Consider the following 16,881-nt stretch of genomic DNA (forward strand, 5'->3'; position numbering starts at 1 on the left):
GTATGCCGAATTCAGGAGTATTGATGTTGCACTGGCTATCCAAACCGTTCGCGGGCACTTTCCTCGCAGCACTCTGTGTGGTTCCGATTGCGTCGCATGCAGCCGGTGCGGAGTTGTCGCTTGCCTATACCAAAGACCTGTATTCCAGCGAAGTCATCATTGCGCAGGACCAAGGATTTTTTACAAAAAACGGCGTCACGATCACGCCGCGAATCTTCACCAGCGGACGACTGGCGCTCGATGCCCTGATGGCCGGAGCGGTTGACCTGTCGACGGTTGCCGAGACGCCGATCACAGCGGCGGTGATGGCGAAGCGACCTATCGCCATCGTGGCCCGGATCGCCAGAACGATACCTTTGACGCTGGTACGCAAGGACGCGGGCATCAACACGGTCGCCGACCTGCGCGGCAAGCGGATCGGCGTCAATATCGGCAGTGGCAGCGAGGTGTACACGTTCAATTTGCTGGCCTCCGTTGGACTCAAACCCAGCGATGTCTCGGAGGTCAACATCGGTCCCGAAGATATGCCCGGTGCGCTGGCCAGCCATTCGGTCGACGCCATCAGCACCTGGCAACCGTTTATCTCCTATGCGCAGAAGCTCGGTGGCAACAAGGTCGAACTTTTGCCCACGGGCGACGTTTACAGCGAGACATGGAATCTCGTGACAATGCGTAAGAACGTACAGCCGGACGACGCCGCGATCACAGCGGTGGTCAAATCGCTGATCGAAGCGGAACAGTTCATGAAAACCAACCGCGACCAGAGTCTCGACATACTGGCCAAAGTCATCGGCGTGAGTCGCGCCACGATTGAACAGTCGCTGCCGAAATCCGAGTTTCACGTGGTTCTCGACGCGAGCCTGATGTCGGCGCTGGACGGTAATGCCCGTTGGCGTCTCGCAACCGGCAACGTGCCGCCCAATGTGACAGCCGTACCGGACTTCGATGCCGCGCTTGCGCCGCACGCGTTGAAGTCGATCGACGCCGCACGCGTGACGATCGGAACGTTGTGATGCAGCGCGTCCGTAACGGCATTTACACGGCTGCGGGGCCATCGGACCTGCGATGGGTCCGCTATGTCTCACTGCCGGTCGTGATTCTGCTCTGGCAGATCGCGTGCATGACGACCGATGTCGACTCCGCCCTCGTCCCCTCGCCCGTCGACGTGGCGCTCTCGCTATGGCATGCGCTGCAGGACGGCTCGCTGATCGCCGATGTCCTGTGGAGCGTGTCGCGTGTGGTGGTTGGATACTTCTTGGGCGCCGTCATGGGGATCCTGGTCGGCTTGATCACTGCCCGCTACGCATTGATGCGCGAGGCGATCCTTCCTATCCTGCAGGCGCTGCGACCGATTCCCCCGATCGCGATCGTGCCGTTGACTATCCTGTGGTTTGGCTTGACCGAGTGGTCTAAATACTTCCTGATCGCGTGGGGCGTGTTTTTTGTCGTGTGGGTCGCGACTTTCATGGGGGTGCAGCGTATCGACGCGCTGCTGCTGCGCGCGGCGCAGAGCCTCGGGGTGCCAGAGCACAAGATGATGCGTGAGGTGCTGTTTCCGGGCGCTTTGCCGTACATCGCAGTCGGCTTGCGAACATCGGTCACCATCGCGTTTTACTCACTAGTCGCCGCCGAGGTAGCCGGCGCGTTCGCGGGCATTGCTTATCGCGTCAGCGTATCGCATCAGAACATGCAAACTGGCTTGATGATAGGCGCGTTGCTAGTGCTGGGCCTGGTGTCGGCGGTGGCGGACAAGTTGTTCGAGTTTGTTATCAAGCGCATCATCTTCTGGAAATGACATGAGTTCCAACAAGGGTTCCATCGAACTGCAGGACGTGCACCTCGATTTCGGCGTTGGCCGTGCCGCAACGCGTGCGGTCGAGGAAATGAGTCTGAGCGTCGCCCCGGGCCAATTCATTTCACTGCTCGGGCCTTCCGGTTGTGGGAAGTCCACCGTGTTGAACATGATCGCGGGCTTTCTCAAGCCGACCGCCGGACGCGTCTTGATCGACGGCGCTCCCGTCAGTGCGCCGGGTGCCGATCGCGGCGTCGTGTTCCAAAAGCCCGCGCTCTTTCCTTGGAAAACCGTACGTGAAAACGTGGCCCTGGGTCCGCGCATGCAGGGCTGGCCGAAAGCGCGGGTCGAGGAACGCACTGATACCTTGCTGCGCACAGTGGGCCTGCTGGAATTCGGCGATCATTATCCCGACTCGTTATCGGGCGGAATGCAGCAACGCGTAGGCATCGCGCGCGCGCTCGCGAACGATCCCAGCGTGCTGCTGATGGACGAACCATTTGGCGCGCTGGACGCGCAGACCCGTGAGCTGATGCAGGACAACTTGCTCAGGATATGGGCGAAGAACCGGGTCACGCTCGTGTTTGTCACTCATGACATCGAGGAAGCGGTTTTCCTTTCCGAACGCATCATCATCATGAGTTCTCGCCCAGGTCGGGTCATTGCGGATATCGCGGTCGATTTTCCTTACCCACGTGCACCGGACGTCATCGATTCGGCTGATTTCGTTGAGATCAAGCGTCAGTGCCGCGAGATCATTCGCGTCGAATCGATGAAGGCGTTCGACGAACAACGTGCAGCAGACTTGCAAAGCTGAGGCCGAGGGCCTCGCTTTAGCGCAGCATAAAAGACATCGCGGAAAAGCAGTTCAGCATGCGCACCGCGTGTTCGACACAAGCCGCGTGAAACCGCAACGTCACCGCATCGAGACGCTCGACGGTCGGCCACTGACAAAAGAGATCGGCCAAGCCCGTTGTCTGCACGCGCAGCTCCACCGTAACAGGCTCGGCTGCGTGCAATCTTTCAGTTCTTGGCGTACCTGCAGCAACATGCCGCGCCACCACCTCATGAGCGACACGTTCGATTTCCTTACAAGCGTGCGCTGAGCTGAGCGTGGCGCCACTGGCTTGCCCCGTTGCCGTTTTCGAGGTAACAAAGGTGGCCTCGGGGAAAGCCGGCCGAGTTTCCGCAACAAAAGCATCGTCCCCTGTCAGCAATACCACCCGTGCGCCGTAATCCGCCGCAAGCGCACCATACAGCCCGGCCTCCCCGACCTCGTTTCCGTTTAGCAGCACGCGCGTGAAAGCGAAGCTGTTGATCGTGTGCGCAAGAATGCCGAGGCTTTGTGATTTGGCGTGATAGCCGATCATGAATACCAGCACCGGTTCGTATTCGAGCCCGGCCATCATGCCCAAGTTACGCGGCTTTCCCAGGATGACCCGAGCGCGCGGGTCGAGCAGATCGGGCAGCAGATTGCGAAAGCCGCCATGCGAATCATTGACCCAGATTTCGCTCGCGCCACCGGCAAACGCCCCGGCTATGGCCGCATTCGCTTCCAGCGTCATCCAGCGCCGGGCACGTTCGTACTCGCCGTTGCCGGGGCGGGTCTGCTCAGCATGAAATACGCCTGCGACCCCTTCAATATCAGTGGAGATCAGAATTTTCATCAAGGTGTGGGTGACAGCAGGTAAGCCAAGTCAGGTACGGCGTCGCGCAACGATGCGCGATGGTGGCCGTCCCGGCCTGTGAGTGAGGTCGCGCACCACAGTGCATCGACGATGGCTTGTTCGATACAGTCGGCGCCGGCATGGAACAAGGGATCCAGGCGCGCGTCGGCCAAGCAAGGCGGAAACGCAATGAAGTCAGCGTGATGCGGCACGGTGTATGCGGTTGAGAATGCCAGTGCAATATCGCCGCTGCCGTGACCATAAGCCGAGCCGGTGCGCGCGAGCCCCGCTGCGGCGCGCAGCGACAAGCGCTTCAACTGCCGCGCGGTCAGCGGTGCATCGGTCGCCAGCAGCATGATGATGGAACCTTGTTCGGGCGCGGATCCCGTGTCGAGCTCAGGATTGCCGCCCGTTGCGGCCACCGCTTGAGATTGGGCACGCCGTTGCTCCAGCTTGCGCCCGAGCGGCACACCCGCCAGCGTCAACATCGGCAGTCGCCCAAAATTGGCCAGCACCAGTGCTCCGACAGTGTATGGCTGCCCGGCAACGGTCACCATTCTCGACGCCGTGCCTATCCCCCCTTTCAAGTCGAAACACGACATGCCGCGGCCCGCCCCCACTGCGCCGCGCGCAAATGGAGGGTACGCAGCATCAGGAGCACGCTGCTGGGCCTTCGCGCAAGCACTCCCGCATGCACTCAGATAGTCGGCCTCGGTTATGGCCATCGCCTGGATATCGTTCAGATAACCGTCATTGCATTCCAGCACCAGCGGATTGACTGTCGGCCAATCGCGGCCCACTTGCGGATTTTCGGCGATCGCCGCGCGGATCTGTGCTTGAGCGACTGCCGCGACGCCGAAGGTATTGGTCAACGCAATCGGCGTTTCGAGCACGCCCAGTTCGTCGACCTGGATCAGCCCCACGCTTTTGCCAAAGCCGTTGATCACGGTGGCGGCCGCCGGCACCTTGTCGCAATAGAGGTTGCCCGCATGGGGGTACAGCACCGTGACACCGGTCTGGATCGCACCGCGGTCCAGCGTGCAATGACCCACGCGCACACCGGCTACATCAACGATGGTGCCGGTCGGCCCGCTCGGCAGCACGCCAATGTAGGGGGCACATCCGGGGCTGCACCCGGGGCCGCGTTCGGGGGCGTGCGGGGGCACGTGACCCGTGGCGCTCATGAGCGATCCAACTTGGGATCCAGCGCGTCGCGCAGGCCGTCGCCCAGCAGGTTGAATGCCAGCACCGTCAGGAAGATGGCCAAGCTGGGGAACAGCGCGATATGCGGTGCGGTCACCATGTCCGCGCGCGCCTCATTGAGCATCGCCCCCCATTCCGGTGTCGGCGGCTGCGCACCCAGGCCGATAAACGACAAGCTGGCCGCGGTGATGATCGAAGTGCCGATACGCATGGTGAAATACACCACCACCGACGAAATCGTGCCCGGCAGGATATGCCGCATGATGATAGTCCAATCCGACGCGCCGATACTGCGAGCCGACTCGATATACGTCAAATGCTTGAGCATCAGTGTGTTGCCACGCACCAGCCGCGCAAAAGCCGGTACGCTGAAAATCGCCACCGCGCAGATCACGTTGATCATGCCATTGCCGAGGATGGCAACGACCCCGATCGCCAGCAAGATGCCGGGAAACGCAAACAGCACATCGGCGATACGCATGACGATGCGGTCCCACCAGCCTTCGTAATAACCGGCGAGCAGACCGAAGAAGGTGCCGATCAACGCGCCAATCGCCACCGACAGGAAACCGGCTGCGAGTGAGATCCGGCTGCCGACCAGAATCCGGCTGAAGATATCGCGCCCCAGCGAATCGACACCGAACCAATGCGCCAGCGAAGGCGCCGCATTAAGCGCATCGTAGTCGAAATAGTTGCTTGGATCGTAAGGCACGATATATGGCGCGACAATCGCGATCAACACCAGCAGCAGTACAAATATACCCGCAGCAAGCGCCACCGGCTGCTTGCGGAACTTGCGCCGGAATTCGCTCCATGGCGTACGGATCACTCGCGACCCGGCGCGCGTGTCCACGGCGCTCGGGCTGGCATCAACAGGATCGACAGTTAGGCTCATCGGAATCTCACTTGAAGCGAATAGTCGGGTTGATGACCGCGTACAACACGTCGACCACCAGATTGATCAGAATAAATTCGAGCGAGAACAGCAGCACCTCGGCCTGGATCACCGGGTAGTCACGCATCGATACCGCGTCGATCAACAAGCGGCCGAGGCCGGGCCAATTGAACACCACCTCGACCACAATAGAACCGCCGAGCAGGAAACCGAACTGCAGCCCCATCATGGTGACGACCGGAATCATCGCGTTACGCAAGCAATGCTTGGCGATGACGGTAGGTTCCCACACGCCTTTCGCGCGCGCGGTGCGCACGAAATCTTCATTCATCACTTCGACAAACGAGGCGCGAGTAAAGCGCGCCATCACGGCCGCGACGGCCGCGCCCAGCGTAACAGCCGGCAGTACATAGCTTTGCCATGTACCGTCGGGCACGATGGGCAGCCAGCCCAGCTTGACCGAGAAAATTTCCATCAGCAGCATGCCCATGGCAAACGCCGGGAACGAGATGCCCGACACCGCCAGGGTCATGCCGAGCCGGTCTGGCCAGCGGTTGCGCCAGACCGCCGACGCAATCCCGATACCCATGCCGAAAATGACCGCCCAAATCATGCTGACGAAAGTCAGCAGCAAGGTCGGCATAAAGCGCTCGGCAATTTCGGTCGAGACCGGCCGTTTGCTACGGGTCGAGACGCCGAAGTCGCCATGCACCATCCGCACGAAAAAATGGACGAACTGAGTCGGCAAAGGCTGGTCCAGCCCGAGGTCGGCGCGCACCAAGGCTACCGTAGCACTATCGGCTTCGGGACCGGCGGCCAGGCGAGCGGGATCTCCCGGCAGCAGATGCACGAACAGGAACACCAGGACGGCCACGATCAGCAGCGTGGGCAGCAGGCCGAACAAGCGTTTGACAATAAAAATAAGCATAAGGTGTATCTGGCTTTGATGCATGCGGCGACGGGCACACGCCGCCCGATCACACTAGAGCGCCCAAGCGAGTTTTCGCTCAGGTGCTCAGGGGCTCGGTAAGCATCCGGTTCGATGCGCGTCGATGCCGGGTTGCTGTTTTACTTGATCGCGATATTGTCGAAATTAAACGAGCCGTCAGGCATCACATAGGCTCCGGACAAACGCTTGCTGCGTGCATAGACGACTTTCTCCTGGACCAGGAAAATCCATGGTGCATCGTTCCATATGCGCTTTTGTGCATCCGCGTACAAGGTCGCCTTCTTGGCTTGATCGGTGGTTTCCAGCGCCTGCTTCAAGTCGCTGTCGACGATGTCGTTCTTGTAGTACGCGGTATTGACCATCTTCGGCGGAAACGAAACCGACGCCAGCAACGGTGTCAGCGCCCAATCGGCTTCGCCGGTCGACGACGACCATCCCGCGTAATACATCCGTACCGGCGCCGTCATCGCATCCTGCGCGCTTTCGACCGTCGATACGCGCTGGCCTGCTTCAAGCGCCTGCACCTGCGCCTTGATCCCCACCTGCGCCAGTTGCTGCTGGACGAACTGGATCACCTTCACGGCGGTGGAATAGGTGTATGCCGACCACAGTACGGTTTCGAAGCCGTTCGGATAACCGGCTTCCTTCAGCAATTCACGCGCCTTGGCCGGGTCATACGGCCAGGGCCCCTGCTTGACCGCAAACTCGACGCCCTGCGGCACCACGCCATCGGCCGGTACCGCGTAACCCGAAAACGCCACTTTGGTCAGCGCATCCTTGTTGATCGCATAGTTCAAGGCTTCGCGAACCTTGATGTTATCGAACGGCTTCTGGTTCATGTTCAAGCTGATATAGCGCTCGATGATCGAGGACGAATCGATCAGATCGACCTTGGGATTGCTCTTGAGCACCCCCGCCTGTTCATAAGGAATCTGGAATGCGAAGTCGGCTTCGCCGGTTTGCATCAGCGCTGCACGCGTATTGTTGTCGACCACCGGTTTCCAGTCGATCGCATCGATTTTCGGATAACCGGTCTTCCAGTAGCCCGCGAACTTCTTCACTTTCAGGTCGTCGGTCTGTTTCCATTCCACGAACTCGAACGGCCCGGTGCCGACCGGATGGAATGCAATATCCTTGCCCCATTTTTTCAGCGCGGTTGGCGAGATCATCACGGCAGACGGGTGGGCCAGCACGTTGATAAAGGCTGAGAACGGCGCGTGTAACGTGATTTTCACCGTGTACGGATCGATCACTTCCGTTTTCTCGATGCGATTGAACATGTTGTAGCGTTTGAGCTTGTTCGCCGGATCGGCGACGCGATCGAAGTTGGTCTTGACCGCCGCCGCGTTGAAATCGGTACCGTCCTGGAACTTCACGCCCTGGCGCAGTTTGATCGTGTAGACCTTCGCATCCGGGCTGGCTTCGTAACTGACGGCCAGTACGTTGACCAGTTTCATGTCCTTGTCGAAGCCGAACAGGCCTTGATAGAACGACTTGGAAACGGCTTGCGACAGTGTGTCGTTCGCGTCGTAGGGATCGAGTGTGGTGAAGGTCGAGGCCACGGCCATCACGGCCTGTTGCTGCGCATGCGCGACACCGGCGGCGAGCATCGCAAACACGCAGGCACCACCGGCGATCAGCTTACGCAAACGAAACTCGGAAGAAAAAGAAGCATACATACGATTAAACTCCCAGGACAAAATATGTGAGGGGGGAAGATGCAACAACTAGTAAGCGCCACCGACCCGATGTTCGGCGACAAAATGGTCGAGGCCGACCGCCACCAGCGGCGCGACCAACGGTTCATCGCCGATCAGACGTATCGGGCTCGGTAACTCGTCGGCCGCCAATATGCGCTGCGCATGGCGGCGCGACGGATCCGCAACCGGAACCGCGCTCATCAGCTTCTTGGTGTAGGGATGGCGTGGATTTTCAAACACCGCATTACGCGGACCGATCTCGACGATCTGCCCCAGATACATCACCGCCACGCGATGGCTGACACGCTCGACCACCGCCATATCGTGCGAGATGAACAGGTAGGCGACGCCCAACTCACGCTGCAGGTCCAGCATCAGATTGATGATCTGCGCCTGGACCGACACGTCCAGCGCCGACACCGACTCATCGGCAATCACGACCTTCGGGTTCAACGCGAGCGCACGCGCAATCGCAATCCGCTGTCGCTGGCCGCCGGAGAACTCGTGCGGATAGCGCCTCGCGGCGTCGGCCGGCAGACCGACTTTGTCCAACAACCACGCCACTCGTGCCTGCGCTTGCGCGCCCTGGGCTACGCGATGCACCAACAGCGGCTCCATGATCGAGAAGCCCACGGTCAGGCGCGGGTTCAGCGACGCAAACGGGTCCTGGAAAATAAACTGGATATCACGGCGCAACGCCTGCAGCGCGGGACCTTGCAGGGTGCTGATTTCTTGTCCGGCAAATTCGATCGAGCCGCTTTGACTTTCCACCAGCCGCAACAGCGAGCGCCCAGTGGTCGACTTGCCACAACCCGATTCGCCAACCAGCGCCAGTGTTTCGCCGGGATGTAAGTCGAAGTTGACGCTCTCGACCGCATGGACATTGCGCGTGACGCGGCCGAACACGCCCGTCTTGACTGGGAAGCGTGTCACCAGGTTGCGCACACGCAAAATGGGCGAAACAGTGTCGTCCAATGCAGGCTGCCCTGACGAGGCACCTTCGGCCGCTGGCGCCTTGCTTGCCGGCAATGTCGCGGTATCGTCGAGCGCCGGGGTTTGCTCGGCAACCTCCGCCACATAGGCTTGCAGCACCGGGAATTTGGCCGGCCGCGTAGTGCCTTGCATCGCACCGAGCTTGGGGACCGCCGCCAGCAATGCCTGGGTATACGGATGCTGCGGGGCCGCGAACAAAGCATCCGATTGCCCTTGCTCGACTTTCTCGCCGCGGTACATGACCAGCACGCGGTCGGCCATTTCCGCCACTACGCCCATATCGTGCGTGATAAAGATCACGCCCATATTCATCTCTTGCTGCAAGCCGCGTATCAATTGCAGTATCTGCGCCTGGATGGTCACGTCGAGCGCCGTGGTCGGCTCATCGGCGATCAGCAACGCGGGCTTGCATGACAACGCCATCGCGATCATCACACGCTGCCGCATGCCGCCGGACAATTGATGCGGGTACCGCGCAGACACTTGGCGCGCCTCGGGAATACGCACCAGGTCCAGCAGCCGCAGCGTTTCGTTGCGTGCTTCGCCACGGCTTTTATGCTGGTGCAATACAATCGCTTCGGTGATTTGGTGACCGACGGTAAACACCGGATTCAGCGAGGTCATCGGCTCCTGAAAAATCATCGCGATATCGGCGCCGCGTATCGAGCGCAGCACCGACGAGCTAGCCTGCGCCAGATCCAGTACGCGATCGTCGCGGCGGCGGAACATCATGCTGCCGTTGAGGATACGGCCGCCGCCGTGCTCGATCAACCGCATCAGGGCCAGTGAAGTCACCGATTTGCCCGAACCCGATTCGCCCACGATCGCCAGGGTCTCGCCGCGATCGATCCCGAACGACAAGTGGCGCACCGCTTCAAAGGTACCGGCGTCCTGGCGAAAACCGACCGACAGATTGTCGACTTCCAGTACGCGCTTCGGGGGTAGCGCAGACGGCAGCTCCGATGGCAGCACAGACTGCAGCACGCTGGACGTTGGGCTGGCGGAGGACGAAGGGGTCTGCACTATGGGCATCCTTGGTAACGAATGGTCGAGGCGTTCAGCGATAGATCGCCGTGACGGGTGCAGTGCCCACGCGCGCGTAACCGCGATACATCCCTTCTGTGTTGAATGGCAGCGTCACGTTGCCTTGCGCGTCGACCGCGATCAGTCCGCCACGCCCGCCTATGCGCGGCAATTTATTCATCACCACATCGGCTGCGGCCTGCTCCAGCGATACGCCGCGATATTCGATCTGCGCCGAGACGTCATAGGCGACCACCATGCGCATGAACATCTCGCCAGACCCCGTCGTGGAAACCGCACAGGTCGCATCGTTCGCATAGCAGCCGGCACCGATCAGGGGCGCGTCGCCAACCCGTCCGACCTGCTTGTTGGTGACGCCGCCCGTCGAGGTTGCCGCGGCCAAATGCCCATGGCTATCGAACGCAACCGCGCCCACTGTGCCGAATTTGCGATTGGGGTCCAGCGGTTCGTGTGGCAACACCTCTACACCGGCCTGTGCGGCCAGTGTCTGTGCATCGTGATCGAGCAACATGCCGGCTTGGCCGCGCGCGGCCAGCCATTGCTGGTAGCGCGCTTCGGTGCGGAAATAACCCGACTCGACCATTTCGATACCTTGCGCCTGCGCAAAGGCTTCGGCGCCGCCCCCCGTAAACATCACATGTTCGCTATGGTCCATGACGCGGCGCGCGAGCAATATCGGATTACGCACATGCTTGACGCAACTGATCGCACCGGCTTCCAGCGTGCGGCCGTCCATGATCGATGCATCGAGCTCGTGGGTGCCGTCGGCGGTCAGGACCGCACCGTGGCCCGCGTTGAAAAGCGGACAATCTTCCAACCGACGCACGGCCTCGCTGACCGCATCGAGCGCACTGCCGCCATCGGCCAGGATCTGCTGTCCGGCGCTCAGTACTTCATGCAATGCCGCGTGGTAACGCTGTTCGGCGTCCGGTTGCATGGTGGTGCGCAGAATGGTGCCTGCTCCACCATGTATCGCTAGGACTGCTTGGGCTTTCATATTTTTTTCCGACGAGGTACACGAGTTGGGGATGAGGTTTTCGCATCGAGTTCGCTGGATTCACCGGGTTCACCGTGTCGGCCAGGCCCGCCGGTTTCGCCCTGTGCTGACGCCGGCGGCCGACGCGGTTTCGAAAGCCAGGGCAGCACGAACTCGGTCAGGTCCATGGCGACCTCGACCGAATGCTTGACCTTATGGGCGACCGCATCGCACAGCGCTTCAATCACCGCCAGCACAGTCGCGTCCGAATTGGCGGCAAGCCGCCGTTCAGCGCGCACGTACACCGTCAGGTCAGCGAAATCGACCAGCGGCGAGGCGACGCTGTCAGTCAGCGCCAGCACCCGAGCGCCCCGGCCTGATGCGGCGCGGGCCAACTTGATGGTGTCTTCGACATAACGCGGAAAGGCGATGGCGATCAGCAAATCGCTGCTGCTCACATTAGACAAATGCCGCGCCGCATGGCTCGGTCCGCCGGCTAGCGCCAGCGATTGCACATTGCCGTGATACGGCGTGAGGCCATGATCCATCAGCCCGGCAAGAAAGGCACTGGAACCGTAACCCAGGACAAACACGCGCCGGGCCGCGAGTATCGCCTCGACGGCGGCTTGTATGGCGTCGCCGTGCGTCACGCTGCGGGTTCGCTGCAGGTTGGCCGACGCTAAATCGAGTGTCGCGTCAAACACTTCGTCCCCGGTGGTCGGCGATGCTTGGGACGATCGCAAACGTTCGACGGGCGCCAGTGTCGCTTCAAAACCGCGTACCAAAGCGGCCCGAAATGCCGGATATCCGTCGAAGCCCAGCGCTCGCGCAAACCGATTCGCGGTCGCCACCGACGCGCCAACCACGTCCGACAATTCATCGATGCGCATTGTTGCCGCACGGAACAGATTCGCCTGGACGTATTCCCCCATACGCTGATGAATCGGCGACAAGTTCCGCATCTGCGTTGCGATCAAAGCTGAGATGGTTTGGTCTGCGACAGCAGGCGGCGTACGTGTCATGCCGATTCCAAGTGACGTGCCAAGTTTTCGATGTAAATATATTTACATGGAAAAAATACAAAGAAAATACATTTTTGAGGTGTGTCGGGTTTATACGAAGGGGAGCCCGCTCTGCTTCGCCGATACACTAGATCCGGATTTGCCAAGAAGGCGCGCCCACAGACTATCAATGGCATCGGCTTGGCTTTCGCTTGGAAAGTTCGGCGCTCCTGTAGCCCTAGCCAGGAAGAACGCCCGAAACAAGATTCATGCTAGATTGTCAGCACGATGTGATCAAAGGAGCTTCGCATGGATACCCGTTCGATATTGGGCATGGTGCACGCTGAAGAGGTTTTACTGGTCTCCATCGTGCGATCGCTGCCCCCAGACATCAGGAGTAAGATCGCCAACGATTTTCATGAGCAGGTCGAAATCTCGGAGACTTCGCACTTGAGTACAACCAGCGATCGCGAAACCGCCGACGCGCTCAAGGCTCACCTGCGCAGGCTGTCCAATTTGCTTGCGGCTTTGTCTTGATGGTTCTTTAGCCCCGTCTTAGCTTCTTAACCAGCCATAACCCAACCCAAGGTGCTGCGTGCAGCGAGCTATCCAGATCCCCCACCCTTTCCGCGCAATCCATTGCGCAAAACTGTTTTCTTTAGTACTCGCGTCCGCTGTCATGATAGTTCTTCCGGCGCGCGCCCAGGACACGCCGACACCAAGTGGTAGCACCCCCGTGTCGGCCCCAGGCGGTGACACCGCGGCATCGAGCAATGCTTCCTCCTCGGCCACCCTGCTCCAGGTGGGCAGCCTACCCGTCGAACGCCAGGTAGCGTGGTTGAATCACGCAGCGCAAAGCGGTGATCTGGAAAAATTGAGTGACGTGCAACTCGTCGAACTGTTTCAATCGCTGTCCCCCGATACGCTCCCGCGCTACCTCGAAGCGGGTAGCGCCCGCTACCGGGAATATGAGTTTCACACCTATGGCCAACAGCGCATAAAAGGCGTGTGGCAAGCCGAACCAGCCCACCTGCTGGTGCGTTATCGCCAGGATCCCAGGCAGGTTTACGTCAAGTGGTTAGCCGACGGCAGGAACGCGGGGCAAGAAATGATCTATGACGAAACGAAGGACCCGAAGCAGCTCTACGCCCATCAAGGTGGCACTTTCAGTTTCGTGGCGATATGGACACCGATCGATAGCGGGCGCGCCCTCGCGCAGTCGCGTCACACCGTACGGGAACTGAACATCGGCTACGTCACGAACTTGTATCTTTCGGAGCTGAAAAAGTATCACGCAGTGGGCATCGACAAGCCTTCCAAGATTGAAGTGTCGACCGAGTCCGGCGAACGCGTCGTGGCACTCACTTGGGAAACGCCCACCGGACAACCGCAGTTCTACGCAAAGAAAGTGCGCCTCGGGCTCGACTTGCGGCACCCCTTTTTCCGTACCAGCGAAGCGTGGGACAACAGCGGAGAACTCCTCGAGAAGTTTACGTTCGCCGACGTAACCCCCAAACATTTCGATGACTCGGCATTCGACCCGAAGAACCCGCAGTATAGGTTCTGAGTCAGTTTTGAAACGCCGAACCTGATAACGATAGCCATGCGGATCAAGTTGCGCCAGGTCGAAGGCTTTCTCGCCGCAGCGGACACCCTCACGTTTTCGCGCGCCGCGGACCTGTTCAGGCGCATGCTGCTGGCCGAACACGCCACGGTCGCCACGCGACGCTGATACCAACGCAGCAGCAATGCGCCTGCGCATTGCCATACCCTATTTATAGGTAACGCCTATGAATTCAAACCCTCTATGAATTTGTTGGCGCGTGTAGTCCATGCTCTAATGATCTGCACTACCCGATAAAAATAGGCAGGGGACGCCCATGAACCGCCGACCGATGGTGCTGTTGCGACTCACCCTGATTATTCTGTGCGCGGTCCCAATCGCGCAAACACGCGCGGACAGCGACGAGCTCGACAAGAGCGAGCCAGTGCGGGGCATTGTGCCTTTCCCGCCGGGGTCGACATCGTGACTCGGCTGATCATGTCCAAGCTTTCGGTCGTCACGGGCCAAAACTTCTTCATCGATAATCGTTCCGGCGCCAGCGGTACGATCGGCGCCGCGGATGCAGCGCGCGCCAAACCGGACGGCTACACCCTACTCGCGGCACCGTCTTCGCTGGCCACCAGCGAATCGCTGTACCGCAACCTGTCATTCAAACTTGAGAAAGATTTCAGTGGCATTGCGATGCTCGCGTCGGTGCCGTTCATCCTGGTGACCAATCCGAAGGTACCGGCCAACTCGGTGGCCGAACTGATCGCGCTGGCCAAGGCCAAGCCCAACACCTTGACGTTCGCCTCGACAGGCAACGGCAGTGCACCCGACATCGCCGCCGAACAGTTCGAAATGCAGGCGAATATCGCAATGATCCATGTGCCCTATCGCGGTACCGCGCCGGCCATGCAAGACTTGATCGCGGGCCGTGTCAATTTGATGTTCGCCAACGCGGTGTCGGTATTGCCGCAGATCAAGGCCGGCTTACTGAAAGGCCTGGCGGTCTCCAGCGCGCAACGCAGCGATACGATGCCCGAGCTGCCCACTTCCGCGCGATCCACCCGAGTGCGCCGGTATTGCCAGCATTGCTGGCTTACGCCGAATGGCAAAAGGTCAGCGGCGCGGAACTGGTGCACGCGTATGTGCTCGGGGTAGAGGTCGAAGAACGCGTCGGCTTGTCGGTGTTTCCCGTGCACTACGACCGTGGCTGGCATATCACCGGGACCGCCGGCGTGTTCGGCGCGGCCGCCGCAGTCGGCAAGCTGCTGGGTCTGGACGAGCAACGCATGGCCTGGGCCTTGAGCATCGCCGCGACGCAATCGTCGGGGCTGCGCGAGATGTTCGGCAGCATGTGCAAAAGCCTGCACCCCGGCCGCGCCGCACAAAACGGCATGGCAGCGGCCCTCCTTGCCAAGAGCGGTTTTACCAGCTCCGAACGCGGCATCGAGGCACCACGGGGTTTCGGTCATGTGATGTCCTCGCGCTTCGATCCCGAGTTCGTAGTCAATGGGCTCGGAGAGCGCTACGAAATCATGCAGAACATGTACAAGCCGTTCGCCTGCGGCCTGGTGGTGCATCCGGTGATCGATGGTTGCCTGCAATTACGCCGCGAGCTGCAACTTGATACCGCGCAGATCTCGCAGGTCGTGGCGCGCGTGAACCCGCTGGTGATGGAGCTCACCGCCAAGCGTGCGCCGACCACCGGCCTGGAAAGCAAATTCAGCGTCTACCATGCGCTTGCTGTGGCGCTGATATACGGCGCCGCGGGTGAGGCAGAATTCAGCATCGACGTCGTGAGCGATCCGCGCGTTATTGCGCTACGCGAGCGCGTGAGCACGCAACCCGATGCCGCCCTGCGCAAGCTGGAAGGTCACGTACGGATCGAACTTCACGATGGACGCGTGTTCGAGCGCCGCGTCGAGAACGCGGTCTGCAGTCTGGCGCATCCGATGAGCAACGATGAGTTGGAACAGAAATTTCTGGCCCTCGTCGAAGGTATCCTGCCTATCGATCGCGCCAACGCACTGATCGACGGCTGCTGGAAAATCGCTGCGATGGATGATGCCGGCGAGATCGCGCGGCTTGCCGCGACGGGGCCGTTGTGATCGTCCTATTTACGATCGAGGAGAACACGTCAACGCTTACCATCTCAAGCGTCGTCGGAATATTCGGATTTCAGATGAATGATCTGGGACCGCTCTGTGGTTCAAATCATTCACCCGATGGGCTGCAAACCTCAATTCCACCGCTCGAATGGTTTCACCGCGCCACCGGAACAGCTGTGCTTTCCAAGTCGCGATGAGTCACGTCTTGCCATCCCTTTGTGTTGCAAGTGAGCGATTGAAAGTCGCTTCTTCCATCTGATTCGACATTGCGATCGCCCCACCCTACATCCGTATCTCTTACGGATGTACGGTGGAGCGAATATGACTATCCTCAGTACTGCCGTCAGTTCGGCGGCGCTAATCAAAGGAGTTGCACTGTCGAAGATCAATTTTGATTCATTTGTCAAAGCTGCTGCTGAGAAGGTCACCGAAGCCGACGTCCGGATCGCGAAGGCGGGCGTTGAGACTCAGGTTGAAGGCCGCGATTGGCACATGAATCAAGCGCTCAATATGATCGCGTACGAAGATCAAAATTAAGTAGCGGAAGGGCGCAAACTGAATTTGCGCCCTTTTTTGATTTCCGTAGGAGGACGTCGATGATTTTGCAGACCAGTTTTTCCAAGCAGATAGAGACCATCATTACCCTCGCTGGCGTAACCGACCGAGAAAGCATCAAAAAATATTCTTCCGTTGACAACCTTAGGCGGGGGTACAGAACATTTTTGCAGTCACTCGGGCAGCGAGATATCAACGTCACGGAAACGAACCCTTCTTTTGTAAAAGACGCAGACGATGCAAAGAAATTGCGCGTATTCTTTTCTAATGATTCGCTATTGGACGATAAAGCTCAAGCCGCCGTTATAGATGAGCAGCAAGACGATGAGACTATTGAGAAAGAAGATAAAATACTTTGCGCCTTAAATGAGCTCTCATTATATTCAACGGAGCACTCAACCCTTCTTAAGGTAATAATAACCGACATTAGAGGCAGAGACTAACGACAA

At 59.6% G+C, this 16,881-nt stretch carries 19 protein-coding genes; 11 read left to right on the forward strand and 8 right to left on the reverse strand.

The annotated features are described in order from the left end of the window. Nucleotides 1-23 precede the first annotated feature (23 nt). From GSQ77_RS15105 to GSQ77_RS15115, 3 genes are read left to right on the forward strand one after another with little or no spacing between them, the layout of a single operon-like run. Entirely contained in the window at nt 24-1,013 is a 990-nt protein-coding gene (locus tag GSQ77_RS15105) for an ABC transporter substrate-binding protein (RefSeq protein WP_158903553.1), read from the forward strand. Continuing rightward, on the forward strand, nt 1,013-1,795 hold the full coding sequence (locus tag GSQ77_RS15110) for an ABC transporter permease (RefSeq protein ID WP_158903554.1): 783 nt from the start codon (nt 1,013-1,015) through the stop codon (nt 1,793-1,795). The genes GSQ77_RS15105 and GSQ77_RS15110 overlap by 1 nt, the downstream gene beginning before the upstream one ends. 1 nt (nt 1,796) lies before the next feature. Next, nucleotides 1,797-2,609: an ABC transporter ATP-binding protein gene (locus GSQ77_RS15115; protein ID WP_158903555.1), complete on the forward strand. Its 813-nt coding sequence runs from the start codon at nt 1,797-1,799 to the stop codon at nt 2,607-2,609. Between the two features lie 16 nt (nt 2,610-2,625). Here the strand turns inward: GSQ77_RS15115 and GSQ77_RS15120 are convergent, their stop codons facing one another. From GSQ77_RS15120 to GSQ77_RS15155, 8 genes are all read right to left on the reverse strand, one after another. Then, the gene (locus GSQ77_RS15120; protein ID WP_158903556.1) at nt 2,626-3,459 is read right to left on the reverse strand and encodes a M55 family metallopeptidase; all 834 of its coding nucleotides are present in this window, start codon (nt 3,457-3,459) and stop codon (nt 2,626-2,628) included. Beyond that, complete coding sequence (locus GSQ77_RS15125; protein WP_158903557.1) at nt 3,459-4,643, reverse strand: P1 family peptidase; 1,185 nt, start codon at nt 4,641-4,643, stop codon at nt 3,459-3,461. The genes GSQ77_RS15120 and GSQ77_RS15125 overlap by 1 nt, the downstream gene beginning before the upstream one ends. After that, the gene (gsiD, locus tag GSQ77_RS15130; protein WP_158903558.1) at nt 4,640-5,557 is read right to left on the reverse strand and encodes a glutathione ABC transporter permease GsiD; all 918 of its coding nucleotides are present in this window, start codon (nt 5,555-5,557) and stop codon (nt 4,640-4,642) included. The genes GSQ77_RS15125 and gsiD overlap by 4 nt, the downstream gene beginning before the upstream one ends. Before the next feature lie 7 nt (nt 5,558-5,564). After that, nucleotides 5,565-6,485, reverse strand: a complete 921-nt coding sequence (gsiC, locus tag GSQ77_RS15135) for a glutathione ABC transporter permease GsiC (protein ID WP_158903559.1) — start codon at nt 6,483-6,485, stop codon at nt 5,565-5,567. A gap of 140 nt (nt 6,486-6,625) precedes the next feature. Beyond that, entirely contained in the window at nt 6,626-8,185 is a 1,560-nt protein-coding gene (gene gsiB / locus GSQ77_RS15140; protein WP_158903560.1) for a glutathione ABC transporter substrate-binding protein GsiB, read from the reverse strand. Nucleotides 8,186-8,233: 48 nt separating this feature from the next. Continuing rightward, entirely contained in the window at nt 8,234-10,231 is a 1,998-nt protein-coding gene (locus tag GSQ77_RS15145) for a dipeptide ABC transporter ATP-binding protein (protein WP_158903561.1), read from the reverse strand. Nucleotides 10,232-10,256: 25 nt separating this feature from the next. Continuing rightward, nucleotides 10,257-11,240: an isoaspartyl peptidase/L-asparaginase family protein gene (locus GSQ77_RS15150; protein WP_158903562.1), complete on the reverse strand. Its 984-nt coding sequence runs from the start codon at nt 11,238-11,240 to the stop codon at nt 10,257-10,259. Continuing rightward, a complete protein-coding gene (locus GSQ77_RS15155; RefSeq protein WP_254067668.1) occupies nt 11,237-12,181 on the reverse strand; it encodes a MurR/RpiR family transcriptional regulator in 945 nt (314 codons plus the stop codon). The genes GSQ77_RS15150 and GSQ77_RS15155 overlap by 4 nt, the downstream gene beginning before the upstream one ends. A 348-nt stretch (nt 12,182-12,529) precedes the next feature. Between GSQ77_RS15155 and GSQ77_RS15160 the strand changes: the two genes are divergently transcribed. The 8 genes from GSQ77_RS15160 to GSQ77_RS15190 all read left to right on the forward strand — a co-directional run bounded on the left by GSQ77_RS15160 (nt 12,530) and on the right by GSQ77_RS15190 (nt 16,875). Beyond that, complete coding sequence (locus GSQ77_RS15160) at nt 12,530-12,757, forward strand: hypothetical protein (protein WP_158903564.1); 228 nt, start codon at nt 12,530-12,532, stop codon at nt 12,755-12,757. Nucleotides 12,758-12,899: 142 nt separating this feature from the next. Then, nucleotides 12,900-13,787, forward strand: coding sequence for a DUF1571 domain-containing protein (locus GSQ77_RS15165; protein ID WP_158903565.1), 888 nt, complete (start codon nt 12,900-12,902; stop codon nt 13,785-13,787). 36 nt (nt 13,788-13,823) lie between these two features. Then, nucleotides 13,824-13,952 carry a hypothetical protein gene (locus tag GSQ77_RS29820; RefSeq protein ID WP_301951157.1) on the forward strand — a complete coding sequence of 43 codons (129 nt, stop codon included), beginning with the start codon at nt 13,824-13,826 and terminating at the stop codon, nt 13,950-13,952. Nucleotides 13,953-14,100: 148 nt separating this feature from the next. Further along, a complete protein-coding gene (locus GSQ77_RS15170) occupies nt 14,101-14,250 on the forward strand; it encodes a hypothetical protein (RefSeq protein WP_158903566.1) in 150 nt (49 codons plus the stop codon). 11 nt (nt 14,251-14,261) lie between these two features. Next, nucleotides 14,262-14,927, forward strand: a complete 666-nt coding sequence (locus GSQ77_RS15175) for a tripartite tricarboxylate transporter substrate-binding protein (protein WP_216854905.1) — start codon at nt 14,262-14,264, stop codon at nt 14,925-14,927. Then, nucleotides 14,849-15,877 (forward strand): MmgE/PrpD family protein, encoded by a 1,029-nt coding sequence (locus GSQ77_RS15180; protein ID WP_158903568.1) that lies wholly within the window; start codon nt 14,849-14,851, stop codon nt 15,875-15,877. Before GSQ77_RS15175 ends, GSQ77_RS15180 begins: the two co-directional genes overlap by 79 nt. A gap of 321 nt (nt 15,878-16,198) precedes the next feature. Next, nucleotides 16,199-16,414 (forward strand): hypothetical protein, encoded by a 216-nt coding sequence (locus tag GSQ77_RS15185; RefSeq protein WP_158903569.1) that lies wholly within the window; start codon nt 16,199-16,201, stop codon nt 16,412-16,414. Between the two features lie 59 nt (nt 16,415-16,473). Next, complete coding sequence (locus GSQ77_RS15190) at nt 16,474-16,875, forward strand: hypothetical protein (protein ID WP_216854906.1); 402 nt, start codon at nt 16,474-16,476, stop codon at nt 16,873-16,875. Nucleotides 16,876-16,881 lie beyond the last annotated feature (6 nt).

It is taken from the genome of Burkholderia sp. L27(2015), assembly GCF_009765705.1.
GTDB lineage: Bacteria > Pseudomonadota > Gammaproteobacteria > Burkholderiales > Burkholderiaceae > LMUX01.

Bases quoted from the DNA above. Each gene is read 5' to 3' on its own strand.
- GSQ77_RS15105 (WP_158903553.1), top strand. From the start codon at position 24: ATGTTGCACTGGCTATCCAAACCGTTCGCGGGCACTTTCCTCGCAGCA.
- GSQ77_RS15110 (WP_158903554.1), top strand. From the start codon at position 1,013: ATGCAGCGCGTCCGTAACGGCATTTACACGGCTGCGGGGCCATCGGAC.
- GSQ77_RS15115 (WP_158903555.1), top strand. From the start codon at position 1,797: ATGAGTTCCAACAAGGGTTCCATCGAACTGCAGGACGTGCACCTCGAT.
- GSQ77_RS15120 (WP_158903556.1), bottom strand. From the start codon at position 3,459: ATGAAAATTCTGATCTCCACTGATATTGAAGGGGTCGCAGGCGTATTT.
- GSQ77_RS15125 (WP_158903557.1), bottom strand. From the start codon at position 4,643: ATGAGCGCCACGGGTCACGTGCCCCCGCACGCCCCCGAACGCGGCCCC.
- gsiD (WP_158903558.1), bottom strand. From the start codon at position 5,557: ATGAGCCTAACTGTCGATCCTGTTGATGCCAGCCCGAGCGCCGTGGAC.
- gsiC (WP_158903559.1), bottom strand. From the start codon at position 6,485: ATGCTTATTTTTATTGTCAAACGCTTGTTCGGCCTGCTGCCCACGCTG.
- gsiB (WP_158903560.1), bottom strand. From the start codon at position 8,185: ATGTATGCTTCTTTTTCTTCCGAGTTTCGTTTGCGTAAGCTGATCGCC.
- GSQ77_RS15145 (WP_158903561.1), bottom strand. From the start codon at position 10,231: ATGCCCATAGTGCAGACCCCTTCGTCCTCCGCCAGCCCAACGTCCAGC.
- GSQ77_RS15150 (WP_158903562.1), bottom strand. From the start codon at position 11,240: ATGAAAGCCCAAGCAGTCCTAGCGATACATGGTGGAGCAGGCACCATT.
- GSQ77_RS15155 (WP_254067668.1), bottom strand. From the start codon at position 12,181: ATGCGGAACTTGTCGCCGATTCATCAGCGTATGGGGGAATACGTCCAG.
- GSQ77_RS15160 (WP_158903564.1), top strand. From the start codon at position 12,530: ATGGATACCCGTTCGATATTGGGCATGGTGCACGCTGAAGAGGTTTTA.
- GSQ77_RS15165 (WP_158903565.1), top strand. From the start codon at position 12,900: ATGATAGTTCTTCCGGCGCGCGCCCAGGACACGCCGACACCAAGTGGT.
- GSQ77_RS29820 (WP_301951157.1), top strand. From the start codon at position 13,824: ATGCGGATCAAGTTGCGCCAGGTCGAAGGCTTTCTCGCCGCAGCGGAC.
- GSQ77_RS15170 (WP_158903566.1), top strand. From the start codon at position 14,101: ATGAACCGCCGACCGATGGTGCTGTTGCGACTCACCCTGATTATTCTG.
- GSQ77_RS15175 (WP_216854905.1), top strand. From the start codon at position 14,262: ATGTCCAAGCTTTCGGTCGTCACGGGCCAAAACTTCTTCATCGATAAT.
- GSQ77_RS15185 (WP_158903569.1), top strand. From the start codon at position 16,199: ATGACTATCCTCAGTACTGCCGTCAGTTCGGCGGCGCTAATCAAAGGA.
- GSQ77_RS15190 (WP_216854906.1), top strand. From the start codon at position 16,474: ATGATTTTGCAGACCAGTTTTTCCAAGCAGATAGAGACCATCATTACC.